This window comes from Streptomyces sp. NBC_00203 (genome assembly GCF_045206325.1).
GTDB lineage: Bacteria > Actinomycetota > Actinomycetes > Streptomycetales > Streptomycetaceae > Streptomyces > Streptomyces lutosisoli.
Map to the genome: position 1 here is coordinate 9,348,447 of NZ_CP108126.1, position 21,613 is coordinate 9,370,059.

Genomic DNA, 21,613 nt, shown 5'->3' on the forward strand with positions numbered 1-21,613 from the left:
GCTCAACTCCCTTTCTCCGTACGGAGGGTGGAAAGCGCCAGCGCGCTCACCGCGCACGTCGCCGCCGCGTAGTACGCGGGGATGTCCACGCTCCCGGTCCGCTTGATGGTCTCCGTGATGATGAGCCCCGCGCAGCCCGAGAACACGGCATTGGACAGGGCGTAGGCGAGTCCCAGGCCCGTGTACCGGACGCTCGTCGGGAACATCTCGGAGAGCATCGCGGGACCGGGCCCCGCCATCAGTCCGACGACGGCACCCGCCACGAAGACGGCGACGCCCTTCATGGCGTTCGAAGTTCCGCTGTCCTGAAGGAGATTGAGCAGCGGGACCGCCAGCAGGGTGACGAGAACGGCTCCCGTGAGCATCAAGGGGCGCCGCCCGATCCGGTCGCTGAGCAGTCCCGCCGGGATGATGGTGGCCGCGAAGCCGAGGTTGGCGAGGACCGTGGCGAGCAGCGCCTGCTGGAAGGAGGCGTCGAGCGTGCTCTGGAGGTACGAGGGGAGCACGACCAGGAACGTGTAACCGGCCGCCGCCCAGCCCATGACGCGCCCGGCACCGAGAACGATCGCCCTGGCCAGCTCGCGGCCGGGCGGACGCACGCGCTCGGACTCGCTGGTGAAAGCGGGCGACTCCGCCAGTCTCAGGCGCAGCCACAGCGCACCGAGGCCGAGCGGCAGCGTCAGCAGGAACGGCACTCGCCACCCCCACGCTTCGAGCTCCTGGGGGCTGAGCACCGTGGCCAGCAGTGCGGCGACCCCCGCACCGCCGAGCAGTCCCAGCGCCACCGTGAACGACTGCCACGACCCGTACAGTCCGCGCCTGCCCGGCGGCGCGAACTCCGTCATCACCGAGACCGCGCCCCCGAACTCCCCGCCCGCGGACAGCCCTTGGAGCACCCGGAGGAGGGTGAGGAGCCAGGGGGCGAGGGCGCCGACGGTGGCGTAGGTGGGCAGTGCGCCGATCAGTGTCGTCGCGGCCGTCATCAGGGTGATCACCAGGATCAGCACCGGACGCCGCCCGATCCGGTCGCCGAGCCGGCCGAACAGCGCGGCACCCACGGGCCGGAAGAAGAACGCCAGTGCGAAGGACGCGTACGTCTTCACCAGGCCCTCAACCTCGCTGCCGCCCTCCGGAGTGAAGAAGCGCGCCGCGATGACCGTCGCGAAGTAGCCGTAGACCCCGAACTCGTACCACTCGATGAGGTTGCCCACGGAGCCCGCCAGCAGGGCTCTTCGGGAGTGCCCGGGCCGGTCGGCGCGCAGGTCCGTGTCGTGCGCGGGGGCGCTCATGCCGGTTCCTCCCGGGGTGTGCCGGGGCCGGGCGGTCCCGGCCGGCGGCGGAGACTGATGGGGGAAAGTTAGCTTCATTTCGAGGGTTGTTGACTGTCAATAACTTTCACAGGGGCTGGTCGGCGGCTCGCCGCGTCGCCTCCGCGACCTCACTGTCACTCATCTCGGCAACAGCTGCCCGGAGCGGCCTCCACTGTGCCTTCCCGGGGGCTACGCTCGTTTCCAGTACGTCGTTTGGGCGACCTGGGGAGGTAGCGGGATGACGGAGGCACGGCCCGGAGTGGTCGCCTCGGCTTCCCTGTGGGAGCGCGACGAGGAAGTCGCCACACTCGAGGAGGCGATCGCCGCGCTGCGCGCGGACTCCGCGTCCTCGGGAAGCCTGCTGGTACTCAGCGGCGAGGCGGGCCTCGGCAAGACCGCGCTCCTGGCCGAGGCACGCCGGATCGCGGAGAGCAGCGGCTGCGCCGTGTGGTCGGCACGCGGGGGTGAGACCGTCACGTCCGTCCCCTTCAATGTCGTACGGCAGCTGCTGCAGCCCGCCCTCGTCTCGCTGCTGCCCGAGGAGGCACGCGAATACCTGGGCGACTGGTACGACATCGCCGGCCCCGCCCTCGGCATAGCGGAACCGGGTGACCGGCAGCAAGACCCGCAGGGTGTCTGTGACGGGCTGGTCGCCGCGGTGCGGCGGCTCGCCAAGCGCGAATGGCCGCTCGTGCTGCTCATCGACGACGCACACTGGGCCGACCAGGAGACCCTGCGCTGGCTCGCCGCGTTCGCCGAGCGTCTCGACGATCTGTCCGTCCTCGTCGTGGTGGCCCGCCGCCCCGGCGGGGTCAGCGGCGACAGCGCCCGCCTGCTCGACGCGGTCGCCGCCACGGCCGGCCCGGTCGCCACGCTGAACGCGCTCACACCGGCCGCGGCCGCCGGGCTGACCCGCGCCACGCTCGGGGAGCACGCCGACGCGCCGTTCTGCCGCGAGGTGTGGGCGGTCACCGGCGGCAATCCGTACGAGACCGTCGAGCTGCTCGCCAAGGTGCAGGACAGCGAGCTGGAGCCGGGCGAGGGATCGGCCGCCGAACTGCGCGCGCTCAACCGCTCGGCCCGCGGCCGCGGACTCGTCGCCCGCCTCGAAGGACTCGGCCTCGATGCCACCAGGTTCGCCTGGGCGGCCGCGATCCTCGGTACCGGGATCTCCCTCGACGTGGCCGCTCAACTCGCCGGCATGCAGGACGACGAGGCCCATCGCTGCGCCGAACTGCTGGGCGCCGCCCGCATCCTGGCCAGGACCGAGCCCGTGAACGGTCAAGTGCCCGACGGCGACCTGGAGTTCGTGCACCCGCTGATCGCCACCGCGGTCTACCGCTCGATCCCGGACGCCCTGCGCACCGCGATGCACGGTCAGGCCGCGTGGGCGGTCACCGAGTCCGGGCGCGGCTCCGCCGCGGCCTCCCGCCATCTCCTCGAAGTCCATCCGGACGACGACCCCGAGCTCGTCGAGCAGATGCGCGAGGCCGCCCGCGAACACCTTGCCGTCGGCGCCCCCGACGCGGCCAGGCGCTGTCTGGAGCGGGCACTGGCCGAGCCTCCGCTGCCAGAGGTCCACGCCCGCGTGCTCTACGAACTGGGCTGCGCCACGCTCCTGACCGCGCCCTCCACGACGATCGGCCATCTGCGCGCCGCGCTCGAAAGGCCTGGCCTGGATGACGCCATGCGCGTGGACGCCGTGTTCCGGCTCTCCCAGGCGCTGCTCCACAACAACCAGGTGGACGAGGCCGTCCGCACGGTCGACGAGGAGGTCGCCCGGCTCGAACCGGGTCCCGCCCGGATGCGGCTGCAGGCCGTGCACTACATGTGGGAGGCCATCCACGCGGGCGAGGAGCACTCCGGACACTCCCGTGGTCTCGCCGAACTCGCCAGCACCTGTACCGGACGGGACAACTCCGAGCGCGCGCTGCTCATACTGCGCGGCTTCGACGCGATGACACGCGGTGAGAACGCCGAGGAGGTCGTCGAGCTCTGCGACCGCGCCCTCGTCAACGGCCGTCTCGCACCCGGACTCGGCTGGACCGACACCGAGTGGGGCGTCGAACTCCTGCTGATGCTCGGCAGCGCGTACGCCTACGCCGACCGGCTCGACCGGGCCGAGAGCCTGTTCAGCGAGGGCCTGCACGCCTATGTGAAGGCCGGCTGGAGCGGCGGTCATCTCTCCCTGGCCAACGCCTACCTCGGCCTCGCGCACCGCAGACGGGGCCGCCTCATCGACGCGGAGAGCTACCAGCGCGAATCGCTGCGCCTCGCCGAGCGGGTCGGGCGCGGGCTGCCCCTGTACTGGTCCGCGACCTGCGGTCTCATCGACACGCTGCTCGCCCGCGGCCATGTCCAGGAGGCAGCGGAGATCGCCGAACGCTACGGCTTCGCACCGCCGTATCCGTCCACGATCGTCCTCCCGGACACCCGTTCCGTACGCGGCCGTCTGCTGATCGCCGCCGGCCGCACGAAGGACGGCATCAACGAACTGGAGGCAGCCGAGAAGGCCGCCACCGCCCGCGGTCACCACAACACGGTGCTCGCCCCCTGGTCGGTCGACCTCGCCCGGGCCCTCGCCACGGAGGACCCGGCGCGCGCCGCCGCCCTGGCCGCGGACGCCCGCCGCCAGGCCGAGCGCTTCGGGACCGACACGGCCATCGGTGAGGCTCTCCGCTGCGCCGCGGCCCTCGAATCGGGCCAGCGCGCGGTACGGCTGGCCGCCCAGGCGGTCACCTATCTGGAAGCCTCCCCCTGCCAGTACGAACACGCGGCGGCCCGCATCGAGCACGGCGTCCTCGCCCGCTCGGCGTCGGAGCTCAACAAGGGCCTGACGCTGGCGCGTTCATGCGGGGCGGACGGGCTGGTGGTACAGGCGAGGGAGGCGCTGGCGAACCTCTGAGCGGTCTCCCCGGGACCGCTTGGCCGGGCGGCATGGTTCAGGGACCGAGGAGCTGATCCGTCGTCGCCTCCAGCCGCTTGCGGACATCGCGGTCGTACGCCTCCGTGTGCGCCCGCGCGGGGCTCGTGCCGTCGAAGTACCTGCCGGTGCCCGACTCCTGTGTCACCAGGGCGAGTACGGCGGCGGCGCCGTCCGCGACGGTGGACCAGGGACTGACACCGGCCTCGCGGACCATCGCCGTGTCCATGTAGGTCGCGGGGTGCAGGACGTTCACCGAGACACCGCTCCCCGCCAACTCCTCGGCCAGTGCGAACGTATGTGCCGCCAGCGCGAACTTGCTGCGGCAGTACGCCGATACGCCGCCGTAGCCCCGGGTGAGTTCCGGGTCGTCGAAGTCCAGGGGCTCCTGGCCGGCCGAGCCGACGTTGACGACGCGGGAGGGGGCGCTCGCGCGGAGCGTGGGCAGGAGTGCCCGGGTGAGGGCCACCGGCGCGAGATAGTTCACCGCGAGCCGCAGTTCGTGACCGTCGACGCTCACCTCACGGCCCGCACCGCGCGGCCCCGCGCCCACTCCCGCGTTGTTGACCAGCACGTCGAGACGGGGGTGCGCGGCGGCGACCTCCTCGGCGAGCCGCCGCACCCGCGCCAGCGAGGCCAGATCGGCGACGAACCCGTGGGCCTCGCCGCCCTCCGCCCGCAGCTCCGTTACCAGTTGGTCTGTCCGCTCGCGGTCGCGCCCGTGCGCGAGGACGACGTATCCGGAGCGGACCAGCTCGAAGGCGATGTGACGGCCGAGGCCGGAGGTGGCGCCGGTGATCAGGACAGTGGGCACGGGAGCTCCGTTCGCAGGGTTCGCAGAGGATCTCCTGCCACCCTAGGCACGCCGTGACCGCTCGTACGAGGTGCTGTTGTCACTACCTCTGGCAGGGTCACCCTCACCGTCGGACCACGGTCAGGGCCGGGTCGCGGTCAGGCGCCCTCCGCCTCCTCCTCGGCCAGCACCCGCTGGGCCACCGCAAAGGCCGAATTGGCCGCCGGGACACCGCAGTACACGGCCGTCTGCAGCAGCACCGCGCCGATCTCCTCGGGCGTGAGACCGTTGCGCCGCGCCGCGCGGACGTGCATCGCCAGCTCGTCGTAGTGGCCGTGCGCCACCAGCGCCGTCAGCGTGATCATGCTGCGCTCACGGCGCGCCAGCGTCGGATCCGTCCAGATCTCGCCCCACGCATAGCGCGAGATGAAGTCCTGGAAACGGGCGGTGAAGGGGGACTGGCGAGCCTGCGCGCGGTCCACGTGCTCGTCGCCCAGCACCTGACGGCGTACCTCCATACCCCGCAGCGCGTACCCGTCGAAATGCCCGCGCAGCGCGGCGAGTACGGCCTCCGGGCGCTCCGCCGGCGCCAGGTGCGAGGCGCCCGCGATCTCGGTGAGCGAGGCGCCGGGCACCGCGTCCGCGATCTCGCGCAGATGCGCGGGCGGCGTCGCAGGGTCCTCGCGGCCCGCGATCAGCAGGGTCGGCGCGCTGATCGACGACAGCCGGTCCCGGAGGTCGAAGGCGGCGAGCGCTTCGCAGCAGGCGGCGTACGCCCCGGGGTCCGTGTTGCGGTGGTCCTCGATCAGCCGCGGCACGGTGAAACCGGGTGTGAACCAACGGGCGTTCGCGTTCTCGGCGAGCGCGGCCAGTCCCTCGCGGCGGACCAGCGCGGCCCGCTCCTCCCACGGCTTCGAGCCGTTGAAGTGGGCCGACGAGCAGACGACGGCCAGGGACGACACCCGCTCCGGGTGGTGCGCGGCGAGATGCAGACCCACCGCACCGCCGAGCGAGACACCCGCGTACGCGAACCGCTCGATGCCCAGGTAGTCGGCGAGTTCGAGCACCAGCTCGGCGAGGTCGGCGACGGTCGCACCGGGACCGATCAGGTCCGGCGAGCTGCCGCCGTGCCCCGGCAGGTCCCAGCGGATCACCTGGTGGGTGACGGACAGTTCGGGCGCGACCTTGTCCCACAGGGCGTACGAAGTGCCGAGCGAGGGCCCGAGGAGCAGCGGGGGAGCGGTGGCGGGACCCTCGGCGCGGTGATTGAGCAGTTTCAGGGTCAACGTCGCTCCAGAGCACGGTCGGTGAGGACTCCGGCGGAGCCCGTGTAGCGGGTGGGATCGGTGAGGTCCGCGAGGTCGAGCTCCTTGAGCTCCGGCTCCTCGCCGAGCACCTCCACGAGGGGCCGGTTCCCGGCGACGGCGCGCCGCGCGGCCCGCGTCAGCAACTCCTTGGCACGGGCCCGGCCGAGCACGGGAGCCAGCTCGGCGGCCAGCCGCTCGGAGACGATCAGCCCATGGGTGAGGCCGAGGTGTTCACGCATGGTGTCCGCGCTCACCTGAAGGCCCTCCGTCAGCTCGGCGGCGTCGCGCGCCGCGCCGCCGACCAGCCTCAGCAGGTCGCGCAGCGGCTCCCACTCGGCGTGCCAGGCTCCGGCCGGACGCTCGTCCTCGGCCGCCATCGCTCCGTACAGCGTGGCCGCGAGCTGTGGCGCCCGCCGGGCCGCGGCGGCCACGAGGGTGGCCCGCACCGGATTCGCCTTGTGCGGCATCGCGGACGATCCGCCACCGGAGCCTTCGGCCACCTCCGCGATCTCGGTACGGGCGAGGGTCAGCACGTCGACGGCGGTCCTGCCCAGCGCTCCGGCGGTGAACGCCAGTGCTCCGGCCAGGTCGGCGATCGGTGTACGGAGGGTGTGCCAGGGCAACACCGGCTCGGCGAGGCCCAGTTCACGGGCGTACGCGGCGGTCAGGGCCTGGGGGTCGGTCGCCCCGAAGACGGTGAAGGCCGCCAATGTGCCTGCGGCGCCGCCGAGTTGGGCGGGCAGCGAGTCGCGTACGACGGACACCCGGTCCCGGGCGTCCAGGACCAGCGACCGCCATCCCGCCGCCTTCAGCCCGAAGGTCGTCGGCACGGCGTGCTGGGTCAGTGTCCGGCCGGGCATCACCGTGTCCCGGTGGTCCGCCGCGAGCCGGGCCAGTGCCCGCTCCGTGCGGTCGAGGTCCGCCAGGACCAGATCGAGCGTACGCGCGGCGACCAGCATGGCCGCCGAGTCCATGATGTCCTGGCTCGTCGCGCCCCGGTGGACGTACGGGCCGTACTCCGTGCCGACCGCGGCCGTCAGATCCGCGACCAGCGGAATCACGGGGTTGCCGCCGCCTCGCGCACGCAGCGCGATCGCCGCGACGTCGAAGCCGGCGGTGTCGGCCGCAGAGGTCACTGCCGACGCGGCCCCGGCAGGGGTCAGCCCCAGCGACGCCTGGGCGCTGGTCAGCGCGGCCTCGGCGTCGAGCAGAGCCCGCAGATACGCGGCGTCGCTCGTCGCGGACGACGCCGGGGAACCGGCCCACCCGGGGGCGAGCAGGCCGGTGTCACAACCGACGGGGTCGACAGCTGTCACTGGAACTCCAGGAAGACCGTTTCGCCTTCGCCCTGAAGGCGGATGTCGAAACGGTACGTGCGGTTCGCCCCCTCCGCCGCGATCAGCGTGGCGCGTCGGTCGGCCGGAAGCGAGTCGAGCAGCGGGTCCGCGCCGTCGGCGAGGTACGCGCGGGTGAACAAGTGGTGCACCAGACCGCGCGCGAACACACACACGCTGATGTACGGCAGCCCGGCATTGCCCGGCGGCAGGGTGTGCAGCGCGTAGTGCCCGTCGGCGTCGGTGGCGACCCGCCCGAAGCCGGTGAAGTCGACGCCGTTGCGGCCGATGAAGCCGCCGGTCGACGGGTCACGGCGCATCGAGCCGGGGGCGCCCTTCAGCGAGCCGTCGGGCGCCGCCTGCCAGAAGTCCAGCAGGGCGTCGGGGATCGGTGTGCCCGCGCCGTCGAACACGTATCCGTGCAGGGTGATCGTGTCGGGGCGGCCCTGCGGCGCGACCTCGGCGCCTCCGGGGAAGGGGAGCGCATGGCCGTAGAAGGGGCCGATGGTGTGGGACGGGGTGGGGAGCAACCGCTCGGTCATGCTCAACGGCCTTCCTCGATCCAGGTGGCGGAGGGACCGTCGAGGACGATGTCCCATTCGTAGCCCATCGAGAACTCGGGCTGGGAGAGGTCGTGGTGGTAGGTGGCGATCAGCCGGTCGCGAGCCGCCTGGTCCGTCACGGACTGCAGAATCGGGTCGTACCGGAACAGCGGGTCGCTGGGGAAGTACATCTGCGTGATCAGCCGCTGCGTGAACGCCGTGCCGAAGACCGAGAAGTGGATGTGCGCGGGCCGCCACGCGTTGGTGTGGTTGCCCCACGGGTACGGGCCCGGCTTGATCGTGGTGAACGTGTACCGGCCCTGATCGTTCGTCAGGGTCCGTCCCACGCCGGTGAAGTTGGGGTCGAGCGGCGCCGGGTGCTGTTCGCGCAGATGGGCGTAGCGGCCGGCGGCGTTGGCCTGCCAGATCTCGACGAGCTGGCCGCGCACGGGACGGCCGTCGCGGTCGAGCAGCCTGCCGGAGACGGTCATGCGCTCGCCGATCGGCTCGCCCCGGTGCTGGAGCGTCAGATTGTTGTCGTGCTCGGTGATGTCGGTGACGCCGAACACCGGACCCGACAGCTCGACCGTCTCCGGGTCGCCGCCGCTCACGGCGATCAGCGGCTGCTTGGGGTGGCGCAGCAGCGAGCTGCGGTACGGGGCGTAGTCGCGCGCGGGGTGGTGCTGGACCGGCGCGCCGCCGGCGACCGCCTTGTCGTACGCGTCCTGGAGATCCTTGATCTCGACGTCGATGTCCGACTGAGTGAGAGCCATGGTCGACTTCCTATCGTTCGAGGACGAGGGCGAGGCCCTGGCCCACACCGATGCAGAGGGTGGCGACACCAACTCCACTGCCCTTGCGGGCGAGTTGGTGGGCGACGGTTCCGGCGAGCCGGGCGCCGGACGCGCCGAGGGGGTGGCCGAGGGCGATGGCGCCGCCCTGCGGGTTGAGGATCGCGGGGTCGAACTCGGGCCATTCGGCGACGCAGCCGAGGACCTGTGCGGCGAAGGCCTCGTTCAGTTCCAGCGTTGACAGGTCGTCAAATCCCTTGCCCGCCTTGGCGAGTGCACGGTTGACGGCCTCGACGGGGGCGAGTCCGAAGTAGTGCGGGTCGATCGCGGACACGCCGGAGGCGCTGACGCGGGCGAGGGGCTCGCGGCCGGTGGCCTTCAGGCCCTCCTCGTCGACCAGGAGCAGCGCGGCGGCGCCGTCGTTGAGCGGGGAGGCGTTGCCCGCGGTCACCGTGCCGTTCTGCTCGCGGAAGGACGGCTTGAGCCTGGCCATGGCGGCCAGGGACGCGTCGGCTCGTACGCACTCGTCGGCGCCGAAGACGACCGGGTCGCCCTTGCGCTGCGGAAGGGAGACGGGCGCGATCTCGCCGTCGAACAGACCGTCCGCCTGTGCCTGGGCCGCCTTGCGGTGGCTGGCGAGGGCGAACTCGTCCTGCTGCTCACGGGTGATCTTGTGCTTCTCGGCGATGAGTTCGGCCGACTCGCCCAGCGGGACGGTCCACTGCGGGTCCATCTTCGGGTTGACCATGCGCCAGCCGAGCGTGGTGGAGTACAGCTCGGCGTGTCCGGCCGGGAAGGGCCTGTCGCTCTTCGGCAGGACGTAGGGGGCGCGGGTCATCGACTCGACGCCGCCGGCCAGGGCGATGGAGGCGTCGCCGAGCGCGATGGCCCGCGCGGCCTGGATCACGGCTTCGAGCCCGGAGGCGCACAGCCGGTTGACGGTCACGCCGGGCACCGAGGTGGGCAGACCGGCGAGGAGGGCGGCCATGCGGCCCACGTTGCGGTTCTCCTCGCCGGCGCCGTTGGCGTTGCCGAAGTACACGTCCTCGATCCGGGACGGGTCCAGGTCCGGCGTACGGGCGAGGAGCTCACGGATGGCGTGGGCGCCGAGGTCGTCCGGGCGGACGGCGGCCAGCGAGCCGTTGTACTTGCCGATCGGCGTCCGTACGGCATCGACGATGTAGACGTCCTTCACGACGGGATCTCCTCGGTTTCCTCTGCGGTGCGGACCTTGGCCGCGGTCTTGGCGATGATCTCCTCGACGGTGACGCCCGGCGCGGTCTCGACGAGCACCAGGCCCTCCTCGGTGACGTCGAGAACACCGAGATCGGTGATGACCCGGTTCACACACGCCTTGCCGGTGAGCGGCAGCGCGCACTCCTGAAGGATCTTCGGGGAGCCGTCCTTGGCGGTGTGCGTCATCACGACGATGACGGTGCGGGCGCCGTGCACGAGGTCCATCGCGCCACCGATGCCGGTGATCATCTTGCCGGGGATCGCCCAGTTGGCGAGGTCGCCACCAGCGGACACCTGCATCGCGCCGAGCACCGCGACATCGATGTGCCCGCCGCGGATCATCCCGAAGGACAGCGACGAGTCGAAGTACGAGGCGCCGGGCAGGACGGTGACGGTCTCCTTGCCGGCGTTGATGAGGTCCGGGTCGACCTGGTCCTCGGTCGGGTAGGGGCCAGTGCCGAGGATGCCGTTCTCCGACTCCAGGATCACCTCGACGTCGGCGGGCAGGTAGTTGGGGATCAGCGTCGGCAGACCGATACCGAGGTTCACGTACTGGCCGTCCTGAAGCTCGCGCGCGGCGCGGGCGGCCATCTCTTCCCTGCTCCAGGCCATTACTCGCTCACCGTTCCATCCGCCGCGGGCGCCGAAACCGTCCGCTGCTCGATCATCTTGGCGTTCGCCTGCTCCGGGGTGAGCGCCACGACGCGCTGCACGAAGATCCCCGGCAGATGCACCGCGTCCGGGTCGATCTCGCCCGGCTCCACGAGCTCCTCCACCTCGGCGATCGTCACCCGGCCGGCCATCGCGGCCAGCGGGTTGAAGTTCCGGGTGGACTTGTTGAAGACCAGGTTGCCGTGCCGGTCGCCCTTGGCGGCCCGGACGAGCGCGAAGTCGGTGCGGATGCCGTGCTCCAGCACGTACTCCGTGCCGTCGAACTCGCGCACCTCCTTCGGCGGGGAAGCGAGAGAGACGCCGCCCTGGCCGTCGTACCGCCACGGCAGCCCGCCGTCCGCGACCTGGGTGCCGACCCCGGCCGGGGTGTAGAACGCGGGGATCCCGGCGCCGCCCGCGCGCAGCCGCTCGGCGAGCGTGCCCTGCGGGATCATCTCGACCTCCAGCTCACCGGCCAGGTACTGCCGGGCGAACTCCTTGTTCGCGCCGATGTACGAGCCGGTGACGCGGGCGATCCGCCCGGCCGCGAGCAGGATCGCGAGGCCGGACTCCATGGCCCCGCAGTTGTTGGAGACCACGCCGAGCCCCGAGACGCCACGCTCGTACAGAGCCTCGATCAGCACGTTCGGCACACCGCTCAGGCCGAATCCGCCGACCGCGAGTGTCGCGCCGTCCGGCACATCGGCCACCGCCTCCAGGGCTGTGGCGACCACCTTGTCCATCCGTGAAGCCCCATCTCTCCCGAGCGCCCAGTGCCTCAATTAGTCAGGGCACTGATTATTAATTCGAGGTGTCAAACACGCTGCCATCCGCTGCCTGGTCAGTCAAGACCTTGGGGAAATATGCAGGTAGGAGTCTCGGCATACGGGGAGACAGCTCGGCTGGGGGGCGGGTATCGTTCAGTGCACCAACGAATATGACGACAGGAGCGCACATGGCCGCGGTGGACCTCTCCGCCCACCCCGGGCACCTGGCCCGGCGACTGCAGCAGGCCCACTACCTGCTGTGGAACACGATGGTCTCCGAGGAGATCACCTCGCCGCAGTTCGCGGTCCTGAACGCGCTCGTCGCGGAGCCGGGCCTGGACCAGCGCACGGTGGGGGAGCGGGTGGGGCTCGACCGGTCCACCATCGCCGAGGTCATCAGCCGGCTCGACCGCCGCGGTCTGCTCGACAAGGTGCGCGACCCGCAGGACGGCCGGCGCTTCCTGCTGCGCCTCACGGACGAGGGGACACGTACGCACCGCAAGCTGACGGTGCGCACCGCGCGGATGAACCAGGTCTTCCTGGCCCCGCTCTCCGCCGAGGAGCAGGCCATGTTCTTCGACCTCATCCAGCGTGTCTCGGACGCCGCCGAGGGGCTCCGCAACCCGACGGAACCTCTGACCGCCCAGCGCTGAGCGCACGGCCGGGCGCCGGTCTCAGGCGTCAAGGCGCTCCACCTTGTCGATGAGCAGGGCGTACGCCAGGAATCCGGCCACCGAGAGCGCGGCGACGTAGACCAGGCCGCCCGCCATCGAGCCCGTACGATCGATGATCACGCCGATGACGAGCGGGGCGAGCGCGCCGCCCAGATTGGCCGCGAAGCTGAACGTGCCGCCCGCCAGGCCCATCAGGCGGACCGGCGCGATGTCGGACAGCGCCGCCCAGCCCAGCTGCATGAAGCCCTGGGCGAAGAACGCCGCCGACATGAAGAAGATGACCAGCGGTACGGAGTCGGTGAGGTTGGCGGCCACGATGACCGGCGCCAGGCACAGCCCCGTCATCACGGGCAGCTTGCGCGCCCAGGTCCGCGACATGCCGCCGCGCAGCAGCCGGTCCGAACCCCAGCCCGCGACCACGACGCCCACCATGGCGGAGAGGTAGGGCAGTGAACCCCAGAAGCCCGCCTTGATGGTGTCCATGTGCTTCTCGTCGACGAGATAGCTGGGGAACCAGGTCAGGAAGAAGAACAGCACCGACGTGTTGGCGAACTGCGCGATGTACAGGCCCCACATCCGGCGGCTGCGCACCAGGATCGCCAGCCCCTGCCGGGTGGTCTCGGTGCGCCCGGCCGCCTGCTCGGCGGGGGTGTCCTCGCCGTCCTGGCGGATGTACGCGAGTTCCCCGGCGCTCACCCGAGGGCTCTGCTCCGGGGCGTCGTGGACCCGCTTGAACCAGACCGCCGAGAAGAGCAGCCCGACGACGCCGGTCGCCAGGAAGATCGACGGCCAGCCGAAGCGCACGGCCAGCAGGGAGAGCAGCGGTACGGCGACCGCGAGGCCGACGTACTCACCCGCCGTGTACCAGGCGGTGGCCCGGCCGCGCTCCCTGCTCGGGAACCAGTTGCTGACCAGCCTGTTGTTGGCGGGGAACGCCGGCGTCTCGAAGAAGCCGAGGCCGACCCGCAGCCCGATCACCACGCCGAAGGAGCGGGCGAAGAAGAACGCGATGGTGCACAGCGACCAGCCGATCATCGCGTAGCCGAACGCCAGCTTCGGCCCGATCCTGTCGACCAGCCGGCCGCCGGGCACCTGGAGCGCCGCGTACACCCACGAGAAGGCCGACAGGATCAGGCCCGCCTCGGTGGCGGACAGCTGGAACTCGTCCGTGATGCGGGGGAGGGCGACCGCCATGTTCGTACGGTCGAGATAGTTGATCGCGGTGATCGTGAACAGCGAGACCAGCAGACCGTACCGGGCCCTGCTGTTCGCGGGGCGGGCCGTCCGATCCGCCGGAGCGGACGAGGGCGTGACGGCAGGGCGCATGGATGCTCCTTTGCGGCCGTTCCAGTATGGGTCATGGCTCAGGTCCGCCCAGCGGACCATCGCGGAGTACCGTGCGGGTGCAGAGCCGTCATGGAGACCGCACCGCGGTCCGGCGTCGAGGAGGAACAGATGGCAGCCGAGTCCGAACAGGCGGGCATGCGGACCGTCCAGCGGGCGATCGACATCCTCGGGCTCTTCGACGAGAGCCGCCCCGCGATGTCCATCCGCGAGATCGTCACCGCCTCCGGGCTGCCCAAGACCACGGTCCTGCGGCTCCTGGGGACCCTGCGGATGAACGGCCTGCTGTGGGTCGACGAACACGGCCGCTACATCGCGGGTCCCGCCCTGCTGCGCTGGTCCCGCCTCGCCGAACAGGCCTGGCGGCTGCCGCCCGCGGCCGGCGTGATCCTGCGCGACCTCGCCGCCGAGCACAAGGAGACGGTGCACCTGTACGTACGCCGTGACATCCACCGTGTCTGCATCGCCCAGGAGGAAGGGCCGCAGACGCTCCGTCAGGTGGTCCGCGTCGGAGACGAACTCCCCCTGTGGGCGGGCGGCGTGGCAAAGGCCCTGCTGGTGGACGCGCCGGACGCGCTGCTGCGGAAGGTCGCGGAGGCCTCACCGCACGGGATCGCCCATCTGGACACCCTGCACTCCTGGATCGCGGAGGCGCGCGAGCACGGGTACGCCGTGAGCCACGGGGAGCGCGAGGAGGGGCTGTCGGCCGTGGCTGTTCCGGTACGGGGGAGGGGCGGGGCCGTGGTGGCCGCGCTGTCGTTCGGCGGGCCGAGCACCCGGTTCACCGCGGAGCGGGTGGGGCGGTTCGCGGAGGGACTGACGGTGGCCGCGGGGGAGTTGGCGAAGGCGGGGCTGCCGTTCGAGGGGTGAGCGTTCGCGGGCCGCCTTGTGTGTTGTTCGCGGGCGGGCTTCTCGGGTGGCGGGCTTCTCGGGTTATGAGGGCCATGATCACCGCGTCCGCAGCAAAGAGGTCCGCTGAGTGGACCACTCGTACCGCACAGTGGATCGCGAGCTACACTGAGGTCGCCGTATCACCCCGCATGCGGCACCCCGGGAAGGAAGGCGGCCCCACCGTGAGCCAGACCCTCGGCACCCGTTCCCCGCACACCCCCGCAGACTGGTGGGTCACCGCAGACCAGGCGCGCCACGCCGCGCAGGACAGTCTCGGCGGCGCCGCGACGGCCCCCGATCTGCTGGGCACGCTCGCCGAACTCGACCGGGCGCGCCGTGCGTCGACGGCCGCCGTCGGTGCCGCGGTCGAGGCGCTGCTCACCGCGGGCGCCCACTGGGAGGACATCGCGGCCGCGGTCGGACTCGACTCGGCCGACGACGCCCGGCGCGCGCTCACCGCCGCCCGCCGGGAGGCGGGAGCGGCGATCGAGCGCCGACTCGGGCACCGCGCCTGAGGCCACCCCCGGCGGGCCTGACTGGTCAGGCCTTCGCGAACACCACCCACACCTGTCCCTGCGCGAAGTTCATCGGCGCACCGTCCGTCGTCGTGAACTCCGTGCCGTCCGTCGCCCCGGGACGCGCCCAGTGCGCAGTGAAGACACGGCCGTCGCGCAGCACCTTCGCCGTTCCCGAGCCCACCGTCTCCGTGTACGGCGTGTTGTTGCCCAGGAAGTCGTGGAACTGGGACTCGTGCACCTTCACGTACTGCACGACGACCGTCGCCGGAGCCACCGTCGTGCCCTCGGTCGTCACGGTCGGCGTACCGTCCATATCCACCAGCCAGCGCTGCCGGCTGTCCGACCAGGTGAAGGTGAAGCGGGCCGCCGGGAAGCGTACGGTGCGTGAGGTCTCCGGGCTGCCGCCCGCGGGTGCCGCGCCGAAGTGGAACCCGGTGGTGAGAGCGGCGCTGCCCGGTGCGGAACCCATCAGCTGCCCGGGGCGCAGATACAGATTGTGTGGCGCGGGCTTGTCCGTGCCCCGGTAGAAGGCGCCGGACACCTTTCCCGGCGGCTGTGCATGCAGTCGGGACTTGTTGATGAGCGGCAGCAGCTTGTGCTGCGCCCCCGAGAAGGCGAGCGTCGGCTCGTCGAACTGGCGCAGCAGCTCCAGGTCCGACTCGCGGGCACTGCGCACCGGCCCGACGACCTTTGGGAACTTGCTCGCGTAGACCGCCATCAGCCGGCTCAGACCGCCCTCGACCTGCTCCGCGTACACGACGTCGGCCGCGTCCAGGCCCGTCTGCGGGCGGGCCGCGCGCACATTGTCGATCTTCACGGCGAGCACCGAACCGCCGCTCGCCGTGGGGTGGCTGCCGTCGGTCGGCCCTTGGCTCGGCTCTTGGGTCTGGCCGCGCCCGTCATCGATCGTGCCGCCGCCCTTCCCGCCGCCGGCTGTGCAGCCCGTTATCAAGGAGCCCGTCAAAGTGGCGGCCAGCAGCGCCGCCGTCATCGCGCCGCGCCGCATTCGCGCCAACTGTCGCATGCCCACCGTGCGCCCCCGTTCCGTGCCATCGATTGTGCGCTTATAGCCTTATCGGTGGCCATACCCGTTCGATTCTGATTACGTGCGCAAGCCGAGCCGATCGGTCGAGGGGCGAGCGGCCTCCGCGGGAGAGGGCAGCGCGGGAGAGGGCAGCGCGGGAGGGCGGGTCGTTGGCTGTCAGTCCTGCGGTCCGAAGATCTCCGCGAGGTCGTACCCCACTGGCTCCTCCAACTGGCTGTACGTGCAGCTCTCGGCGGTGCGATCGGGGCGCCAGCGGCGGAAGCGGGCCGTGTGGCGGAACCGCACACCGTTCTCCATATGGTCGTACGCCACCTCGGCCACCCGCTCGGGCCGCACCGGCACCCAGGACAGATCCTTCTTCGCCGACCACCGGCTGGGCGCCCCCGGCAACCGCGCCGTCTCGTGCGCCGCCTCGTCCGCCCAGGCCGCCCAAGGGTGCTGCCCGGCATCCTCCAACCGCAGCGGCTCCAACTCCTCCACCAGCTCCGCACGCCGCTTCATCGGGAACGCGGCGCTCACGCCCACGTGTTGCAGGGTGCCCCCGTCGTCGTACAGGCCCAGCAGCAGGGAACCGACGATCGGCCCGCTCTTGTGGAAGCGGTAACCGGCGACGACGACGTCAGCCGTCCGCTCGTGCTTGATCTTGAACATGGCGCGCTCGTCCTGCAGATAGGGCAGCGCGAGCGGCTTGGCGATCACCCCGTCGAGGCCCGCGCCCTCGTACTGCTCGAACCACTGCTGGGCGACCTCGCGGTCCGTGGTCGCGGGCGCCACATGGAGCGGTGCCGTCACTCCGGACAGCGCCATCACCAGCAGCGCGCGCCGGTCACCCAGCGGGACGTCGAGCAGTGACTCCTCGGCGAGCGCCAGCAGATCGAAGGCCACGAAGGAGGCGGGGGTCTTCTCGGCCAGCATCCGCACCCGCGAGTCCGCCGGGTGGATCCGCTCCGTGAGCGCGTCGAAGTCGAGCCGTCCCTCCCGGGCGATCACGATCTCGCCGTCCATCACGCAACGCTCCGGCAGCCGCTCCCGCAGCGCCTCGACCAGCTCGGGAAAGTACCTGGTGAGCGTTTTGCCGGTGCGGCTGCCGATCTCGACCTCGGGGCCGTCGCGGAACACGATCGCGCGGAAACCGTCCCACTTCGCCTCGTAGTGCATGTCCGGCGGGATCTTCGCCACGGACTTGGCGAGCATCGGCTTCACGGGCGGCATCACCGGCAGATCCATGCTCCGATTCTGCGCGGTGACGCGGCCTCCCGCCCGGTGTGCGAGGCATGCGCGGTGCGCCTACCGTGGCTCGCATGGGCGATGCGGTGGAACTCGAGGCAGCCGGGAGGACCGTACGTCTGTCCAGCCCGGACAAGATCTTCTTCCCGGAGCGCGGTTTCACGAAGCTGGACCTCGCCCAGTACTACCTCGCCGTCGGCGACGGCATCCTGCGCGCCCTCCGCAACCGCCCCACCACCCTGGAGCGGTACCCGGACGGTGTGGCCGGCGAGTCCTTCTTCCAGAAGCGGGCCCCGAAGAACATGCCCGACTGGATCCCGACCGCCCACATCACCTTCCCCAGCGGCCGCAGCGCCGACGAGATGTGCCCCACCGAGCCCGCCGCCGTCCTGTGGGCCGCCCAGTTCGGCACGCTCACCTTCCACCCCTGGCCGGTCCGCCGCGACGACGTCGACCGCCCCGACGAACTCCGGATCGACCTCGACCCGCAGCCCGGCACCGACTACGCCGACGCGGTGCGCGCCGCCCACGAACTGCGCGAGGTCCTGCACGAGTACGGCGATCTGCGCGGCTGGCCCAAGACCTCCGGCGGGCGCGGCCTGCACGTCTTCGTACCGATCCAGCCGCGCTGGACCTTCACCCAGGTACGCCGGGCCGCCATCGCCGTCGGGCGCGAACTGGAGCGCCGTATGCCCGACCAGGTCACTACCGCCTGGTGGAAGGAGGAAAGGGGCGAAAAGATCTTCGTCGACTACAATCAGACCGCTCGGGACCGCACCATCGCCTCCGCCTACTCGGTACGCCCCCGCCCGCACGCCCCCGTCTCCGCACCCCTGCGCTGGGACGAGGTGGACGACGCCCAGCCCCGTGACTTCGACCTGGCGACCATGCCGGGCCGCTTCGCCGAACTCGGCGATGTGCACGCCGGCATGGACGACCACGCCTTCTCCCTGGAGGCCCTGCTGGAACTCGCCAGCCGCGACGAGCACGACCACGGCCTGGGCGACCTGCCGTACCCACCCGAGTACCCGAAGATGCCGGGCGAGCCGAAGCGCGTACAGCCGAGCCGCGCCAAGCATGAGGACGGCTAGCCGCTGAGCGGGGTCAGGACCGGAGGAGGCCCGCTAGTCGCCGAGCGTGGCCACGATGGTCCGGCAGTCCCTCAGCAGTGCCTCGTCCGAGGCCACGTCGTAGCGCATGTTCCCTGTTGAGTTGTCGTTGTTGTGGCGGCGGACGGACGCCAACTCCTCACGTATGAGGGGGAGGGCGGGGGCGGCTGCCGGGCCCATCTCGACCAGACAGGCCGCCGTGGCTGGGCGGCTCCTGGGCGTGGCCGTCCACTCGCTCAGCAGCGCCGGGAGCACTGCCCCGGCGTCGCCGGTCACCTTCCACAGGGCGACGGCCTCGGGGGCGTTCGTGCCGTGGGCCGCGATCAGCTCCCGAAGCCGCGGGGCCAGCGGGGCGCCCGCAGGGCCGAGCGAGCGCAGGATCCGCAGGGCGGCCGACCGCCCGTACCAGTGGTCCGAGTCCAGGCCCGCGCGTACGACGGCCAGCACCGGCTCGACCTCGCCCGTCACCGCCCAGAGCGCCTCCGCCGCGTCCAGCCCGACCTCGGTCGAGGTGGTCTCGTCGGTCACCAACTCCCTGAGCCGCGGGGCTGCTTCGGCCGCCGCGCGGCCGTACCGGGTGAGGGCCCGAAGGGCCGACCAGACGGTCATCCTGCCCTGCTCGTCCTGGAGCAACCCGATGAGCAGCGGCAGCGCCTCGGCCGGCGCGAGCACGCCCAGCGTGTCGATCAGGCGCCCCTTGTCCTGGCTCCGGTCATCGGAGGGGAGCGCGGCCAGCCGACGGAGCAGCACCGGGCCCAGCGGCGCCGCCGCCTCGGGGCCGATCTCCTCCACCCACTTGGCCAGGTACTCCGGTATGTCGCCGCCTTCCGCCATGACGTCGACCAGCGCCGGCACGGCCCGCTCGTCACCCTGGAGGGCCAGCGCCTCCAGCGCCCTGCCGTAGAGCGTCCGCTGCCAGCCGCCGGGCTCCCACTCCTCGTCCCATTCCTCGACGCACGCCGCGAGGACGTCCGCGACGATGCCGGAGATCGGGGCCACGTAGGACAGCTCGCCCAAGGCCCGTTCGGAAAGGTCGGGTTCCTCCTCCAGGAGTTGCTGGGCGACCAGGAACACGGACAGGTCGTTCGGCGCGCGCCAGCCCGTCAGCAGCAGGCCGCTCATCCGGACGGCTGCGACGCGCTGGCCCCAGTCGGGGCTGCGCAACTGCTCGTTGAGCAGGTCGAAGCGCTCCTCCGTGCGGTCCCCGAGCGCTCGGTGCAGCTCTTCCAGCAGGTCGTCGGCCAGATCGGCGTCGACGCTCTTGCGGTGCCCGGCCTCCAGCTCCCGCAGATAGGACACCATCGTGTCCGTGCGCGGCCGCTCCGGCTCCGGTGCCTTCTTCTCCTCCTCCTCGGCTCCGTGCTTCGTCTCGTACGCGAGCCGCATGACGTCCACCGCCAGCTCCGCGGTGTTCTCCGGCAGCAGGCTCGGCGCGCAGCGGGCCAGTTGGGCGAGCCCGGTCATGCGCAGCTCGGGGTCGGTCGTGTGGTCCACGATGTCCCGCAGGACCGGCCCCGCCTCGGCGCCGAGCGTCTCCGCGTGATCGACGGCGAGTCTGCCGATGGCGCGCGCGAGGGCCCGTACCGCCTCGGCGTCGGACTCGACGGACAGCCGGTCGCGCAGCGTGGCGAACACCCGCGCGGGGTCGGAGTGCAGATGGGCCAGCGCACCCGGAAGCGCGGCGCGCAGCTCCGCGTCCGGATCGTCGAGAAGGCCGAGGAAGAAGTCCGCGCGCCCGCGGATCAGCGCGGAGGCGTCGAGGAAGGGCCGGATCCACTCGGCGTCCTCCTCCTCGTCCTCGAAGATGCCCCCCAGTTGCTCGGGATCGGGCTCCGTCTCGCCCGCGATGCTGCGCAGCAGACCGACGATCGCGTCCCGGTCGGCCACCGTGGGCGTCGCGATCAGTTCGAAGAGGAACGGTATGCACGCGACCGTGCTGTCGTACACATCTCCCTGGTGGTGCACCGCCCCGTACATCCCGTCCAGCGCGATGTCGCGCCTGGCCGGGTCGTCCGAAGCGAGGCCCCACAACAGGTCGGGCACGTCCGTCGCCGACTCGGTGTAGGCGTGCCCCATCGACGCCCAGTCGACCTCTTCGATCCCCGCGAACACACAGACCTCCCCGTCCCCAGCGGCGTACGGCAGCCACTGATCACAGCATGCCGCACGCCACTGACAACGCCTCGGACAGGACGCACGTCCCCCGAACCCTTACCCGATGTCCAGCACGGCCCAGTTCGTGCACGGTTCTTCCTGCACGTAGATACGGGGGCCGCGGCAGACGACACGGCGTCGGCCGAGATCGGTGCCATCGGGGCGGACCAGGCGCCCGTACGCGACTGGCTCCACCGCGTTCAAGGTGATCCGGCAGTCGACGATCTCGCTGTGGTCGTCCCCGTAGGGGCTGAAGAACAGGACGCGATCGGCGTGGACGGCGAAACCGCTCGCTCCCTTGACCGGATTCTCGCGTGCGCGCACGACACGGTCGCCGCGGATCTCCAGCAGCGGGAAGTTCTGGTAGGGACAGGCCCAGACGGCCCGGGTGTCGACGTTCAGGGCGTAGCAGTCGGAGATCGTGCCGTGCTCGGGGCCGGGCTTGTACTCCCACAACGGGACGCCGGTGCTGCTCCAGCGGCGCAGGCCTGGCCAGCTCAACTCGTCGCTCCCGTAGACGCCTTCGTCGAAGTAGCCGACCCAGAGGTCTCCGGCCGCGTCGGTCAGGAGGTCTTCGATGCCGTCGCCCACGCGGAAGGTCCATGAGGACCGCCCCAGGGCGTCGAAGACCTGGACGTGTTCTTCATCGCGCCGGCTGCGGGCGCTCGCGAGGACGAATCCCCCGTCGGGCAGCGCGTCGAGCTTGGCGAACCGAGCTCGTACCGCGCTGAGATGCGTCTCGTACGTGCGGCCGTCCTCGACCGTCACGACCACGGCGTCGTAGGGCTCCTTGCCGCGAGGCTCGGGCGGATGCTCGGTCAGCAGCCAGTGGGCGCGCCCGAAGGCGTCGACCGTGCTGTGCACGATGTGCAGGTCCCGATAGGCGCGGGGGAGATGGGCGTACCCGGCCAGCCGGGTCGCGGGGCGGTCAGGCCGCATGGGCCTTTCTCATGGTCATACGGCGATCTTCGACGCACCCGGCTCCCTGGCGCAAGCC

Annotated in this window: 19 protein-coding genes; 5 read left to right on the forward strand and 14 right to left on the reverse strand. The window is 71.5% G+C overall.

The features are described 5' to 3' along the window. Positions 1 to 2: 2 nt before the first annotated feature. A complete protein-coding gene (locus OG975_RS41390; RefSeq protein ID WP_406334742.1) occupies positions 3 to 1,289 on the reverse strand; it encodes an MFS transporter in 1,287 nt (428 codons plus the stop codon). A 259-nt stretch (positions 1,290 to 1,548) separates the two neighbouring features. On the opposite strand from OG975_RS41390, the gene OG975_RS41395 reads away from it, so the two are divergent. Next, positions 1,549 to 4,215 carry an ATP-binding protein gene (locus OG975_RS41395; protein ID WP_406334743.1) on the forward strand — a complete coding sequence of 889 codons (2,667 nt, stop codon included), beginning with the start codon at positions 1,549 to 1,551 and terminating at the stop codon, positions 4,213 to 4,215. A 37-nt stretch (positions 4,216 to 4,252) separates the two neighbouring features. On the opposite strand, the gene OG975_RS41400 is transcribed toward OG975_RS41395, so the two are convergent. The 8 genes from OG975_RS41400 to OG975_RS41435 form a co-directional block, all read right to left on the reverse strand. Further along, the gene (locus tag OG975_RS41400) at positions 4,253 to 5,047 is read right to left on the reverse strand and encodes an SDR family NAD(P)-dependent oxidoreductase (protein WP_406334745.1); all 795 of its coding nucleotides are present in this window, start codon (positions 5,045 to 5,047) and stop codon (positions 4,253 to 4,255) included. A gap of 137 nt (positions 5,048 to 5,184) precedes the next feature. Beyond that, the gene (gene pcaD, locus OG975_RS41405) at positions 5,185 to 6,312 is read right to left on the reverse strand and encodes a 3-oxoadipate enol-lactonase (protein WP_406334747.1); all 1,128 of its coding nucleotides are present in this window, start codon (positions 6,310 to 6,312) and stop codon (positions 5,185 to 5,187) included. After that, positions 6,309 to 7,649 (reverse strand): 3-carboxy-cis,cis-muconate cycloisomerase, encoded by a 1,341-nt coding sequence (gene pcaB / locus OG975_RS41410; RefSeq protein ID WP_406334749.1) that lies wholly within the window; start codon positions 7,647 to 7,649, stop codon positions 6,309 to 6,311. The genes pcaD and pcaB overlap by 4 nt, the downstream gene beginning before the upstream one ends. Next, a complete protein-coding gene (gene pcaG, locus OG975_RS41415; RefSeq protein ID WP_369264187.1) occupies positions 7,646 to 8,209 on the reverse strand; it encodes a protocatechuate 3,4-dioxygenase subunit alpha in 564 nt (187 codons plus the stop codon). Before pcaG ends, pcaB begins: the two co-directional genes overlap by 4 nt. Before the next feature lie 2 nt (positions 8,210 to 8,211). After that, complete coding sequence (gene pcaH / locus OG975_RS41420) at positions 8,212 to 8,982, reverse strand: protocatechuate 3,4-dioxygenase subunit beta (protein ID WP_406334750.1); 771 nt, start codon at positions 8,980 to 8,982, stop codon at positions 8,212 to 8,214. A gap of 10 nt (positions 8,983 to 8,992) precedes the next feature. Beyond that, complete coding sequence (locus tag OG975_RS41425) at positions 8,993 to 10,195, reverse strand: thiolase family protein (RefSeq protein ID WP_406334751.1); 1,203 nt, start codon at positions 10,193 to 10,195, stop codon at positions 8,993 to 8,995. Continuing rightward, entirely contained in the window at positions 10,192 to 10,848 is a 657-nt protein-coding gene (locus OG975_RS41430; RefSeq protein ID WP_406334753.1) for a CoA transferase subunit B, read from the reverse strand. The genes OG975_RS41425 and OG975_RS41430 overlap by 4 nt, the downstream gene beginning before the upstream one ends. Beyond that, positions 10,848 to 11,630, reverse strand: a complete 783-nt coding sequence (locus tag OG975_RS41435; protein WP_406334755.1) for a CoA transferase subunit A — start codon at positions 11,628 to 11,630, stop codon at positions 10,848 to 10,850. The genes OG975_RS41430 and OG975_RS41435 overlap by 1 nt, the downstream gene beginning before the upstream one ends. A gap of 212 nt (positions 11,631 to 11,842) precedes the next feature. Here OG975_RS41435 and OG975_RS41440 point away from each other — a divergent pair, with 212 nt between their 5' ends. After that, on the forward strand, positions 11,843 to 12,307 hold the full coding sequence (locus OG975_RS41440) for a MarR family winged helix-turn-helix transcriptional regulator (RefSeq protein ID WP_406334756.1): 465 nt from the start codon (positions 11,843 to 11,845) through the stop codon (positions 12,305 to 12,307). A gap of 21 nt (positions 12,308 to 12,328) precedes the next feature. Here OG975_RS41440 and OG975_RS41445 read toward each other — a convergent pair whose 3' ends face one another. Next, positions 12,329 to 13,654 carry an MFS transporter gene (locus OG975_RS41445; RefSeq protein ID WP_406334757.1) on the reverse strand — a complete coding sequence of 442 codons (1,326 nt, stop codon included), beginning with the start codon at positions 13,652 to 13,654 and terminating at the stop codon, positions 12,329 to 12,331. Positions 13,655 to 13,783: 129 nt separating this feature from the next. On the opposite strand from OG975_RS41445, the gene OG975_RS41450 reads away from it, so the two are divergent. Together OG975_RS41450 and OG975_RS41455 are read left to right on the forward strand one after the other, a co-directional pair. After that, positions 13,784 to 14,542: an IclR family transcriptional regulator gene (locus OG975_RS41450; protein WP_406334758.1), complete on the forward strand. Its 759-nt coding sequence runs from the start codon at positions 13,784 to 13,786 to the stop codon at positions 14,540 to 14,542. A gap of 203 nt (positions 14,543 to 14,745) precedes the next feature. Beyond that, positions 14,746 to 15,078: a hypothetical protein gene (locus tag OG975_RS41455; protein WP_406334759.1), complete on the forward strand. Its 333-nt coding sequence runs from the start codon at positions 14,746 to 14,748 to the stop codon at positions 15,076 to 15,078. Positions 15,079 to 15,103: 25 nt separating this feature from the next. Here OG975_RS41455 and OG975_RS41460 read toward each other — a convergent pair whose 3' ends face one another. After that, positions 15,104 to 16,105: a DUF3048 domain-containing protein gene (locus tag OG975_RS41460; protein ID WP_406334761.1), complete on the reverse strand. Its 1,002-nt coding sequence runs from the start codon at positions 16,103 to 16,105 to the stop codon at positions 15,104 to 15,106. Between the two features lie 177 nt (positions 16,106 to 16,282). Continuing rightward, a complete protein-coding gene (locus OG975_RS41465; RefSeq protein WP_406334763.1) occupies positions 16,283 to 17,353 on the reverse strand; it encodes an ATP-dependent DNA ligase in 1,071 nt (356 codons plus the stop codon). 74 nt (positions 17,354 to 17,427) lie between these two features. Between OG975_RS41465 and ligD the strand changes: the two genes are divergently transcribed. Then, a complete protein-coding gene (gene ligD / locus OG975_RS41470) occupies positions 17,428 to 18,444 on the forward strand; it encodes a non-homologous end-joining DNA ligase (protein ID WP_406334764.1) in 1,017 nt (338 codons plus the stop codon). A gap of 33 nt (positions 18,445 to 18,477) precedes the next feature. Here ligD and OG975_RS41475 read toward each other — a convergent pair whose 3' ends face one another. Then, positions 18,478 to 20,574 (reverse strand): HEAT repeat domain-containing protein, encoded by a 2,097-nt coding sequence (locus OG975_RS41475; RefSeq protein WP_406334766.1) that lies wholly within the window; start codon positions 20,572 to 20,574, stop codon positions 18,478 to 18,480. Between the two features lie 99 nt (positions 20,575 to 20,673). After that, positions 20,674 to 21,555 (reverse strand): hypothetical protein, encoded by an 882-nt coding sequence (locus OG975_RS41480; protein WP_406334767.1) that lies wholly within the window; start codon positions 21,553 to 21,555, stop codon positions 20,674 to 20,676. Between the last annotated feature and the right edge of the window lie 58 nt (positions 21,556 to 21,613).

What these genes read in the sequence shown, in the direction of transcription:
- OG975_RS41390 (WP_406334742.1), bottom strand. Translation starts at nt 1,289, where the DNA reads ATGAGCGCCCCCGCGCACGACACGGACCTGCGCGCCGACCGGCCCGGG.
- OG975_RS41395 (WP_406334743.1), top strand. Translation starts at nt 1,549, where the DNA reads ATGACGGAGGCACGGCCCGGAGTGGTCGCCTCGGCTTCCCTGTGGGAG.
- pcaG (WP_369264187.1), bottom strand. Translation starts at nt 8,209, where the DNA reads ATGACCGAGCGGTTGCTCCCCACCCCGTCCCACACCATCGGCCCCTTC.
- pcaH (WP_406334750.1), bottom strand. Translation starts at nt 8,982, where the DNA reads ATGGCTCTCACTCAGTCGGACATCGACGTCGAGATCAAGGATCTCCAG.
- OG975_RS41430 (WP_406334753.1), bottom strand. Translation starts at nt 10,848, where the DNA reads ATGGCCTGGAGCAGGGAAGAGATGGCCGCCCGCGCCGCGCGCGAGCTT.
- OG975_RS41435 (WP_406334755.1), bottom strand. Translation starts at nt 11,630, where the DNA reads ATGGACAAGGTGGTCGCCACAGCCCTGGAGGCGGTGGCCGATGTGCCG.
- OG975_RS41440 (WP_406334756.1), top strand. Translation starts at nt 11,843, where the DNA reads ATGGCCGCGGTGGACCTCTCCGCCCACCCCGGGCACCTGGCCCGGCGA.
- OG975_RS41445 (WP_406334757.1), bottom strand. Translation starts at nt 13,654, where the DNA reads ATGCGCCCTGCCGTCACGCCCTCGTCCGCTCCGGCGGATCGGACGGCC.
- OG975_RS41450 (WP_406334758.1), top strand. Translation starts at nt 13,784, where the DNA reads ATGGCAGCCGAGTCCGAACAGGCGGGCATGCGGACCGTCCAGCGGGCG.
- OG975_RS41460 (WP_406334761.1), bottom strand. Translation starts at nt 16,105, where the DNA reads ATGCGACAGTTGGCGCGAATGCGGCGCGGCGCGATGACGGCGGCGCTG.
- OG975_RS41465 (WP_406334763.1), bottom strand. Translation starts at nt 17,353, where the DNA reads ATGGATCTGCCGGTGATGCCGCCCGTGAAGCCGATGCTCGCCAAGTCC.
- ligD (WP_406334764.1), top strand. Translation starts at nt 17,428, where the DNA reads ATGGGCGATGCGGTGGAACTCGAGGCAGCCGGGAGGACCGTACGTCTG.
- OG975_RS41480 (WP_406334767.1), bottom strand. Translation starts at nt 21,555, where the DNA reads ATGCGGCCTGACCGCCCCGCGACCCGGCTGGCCGGGTACGCCCATCTC.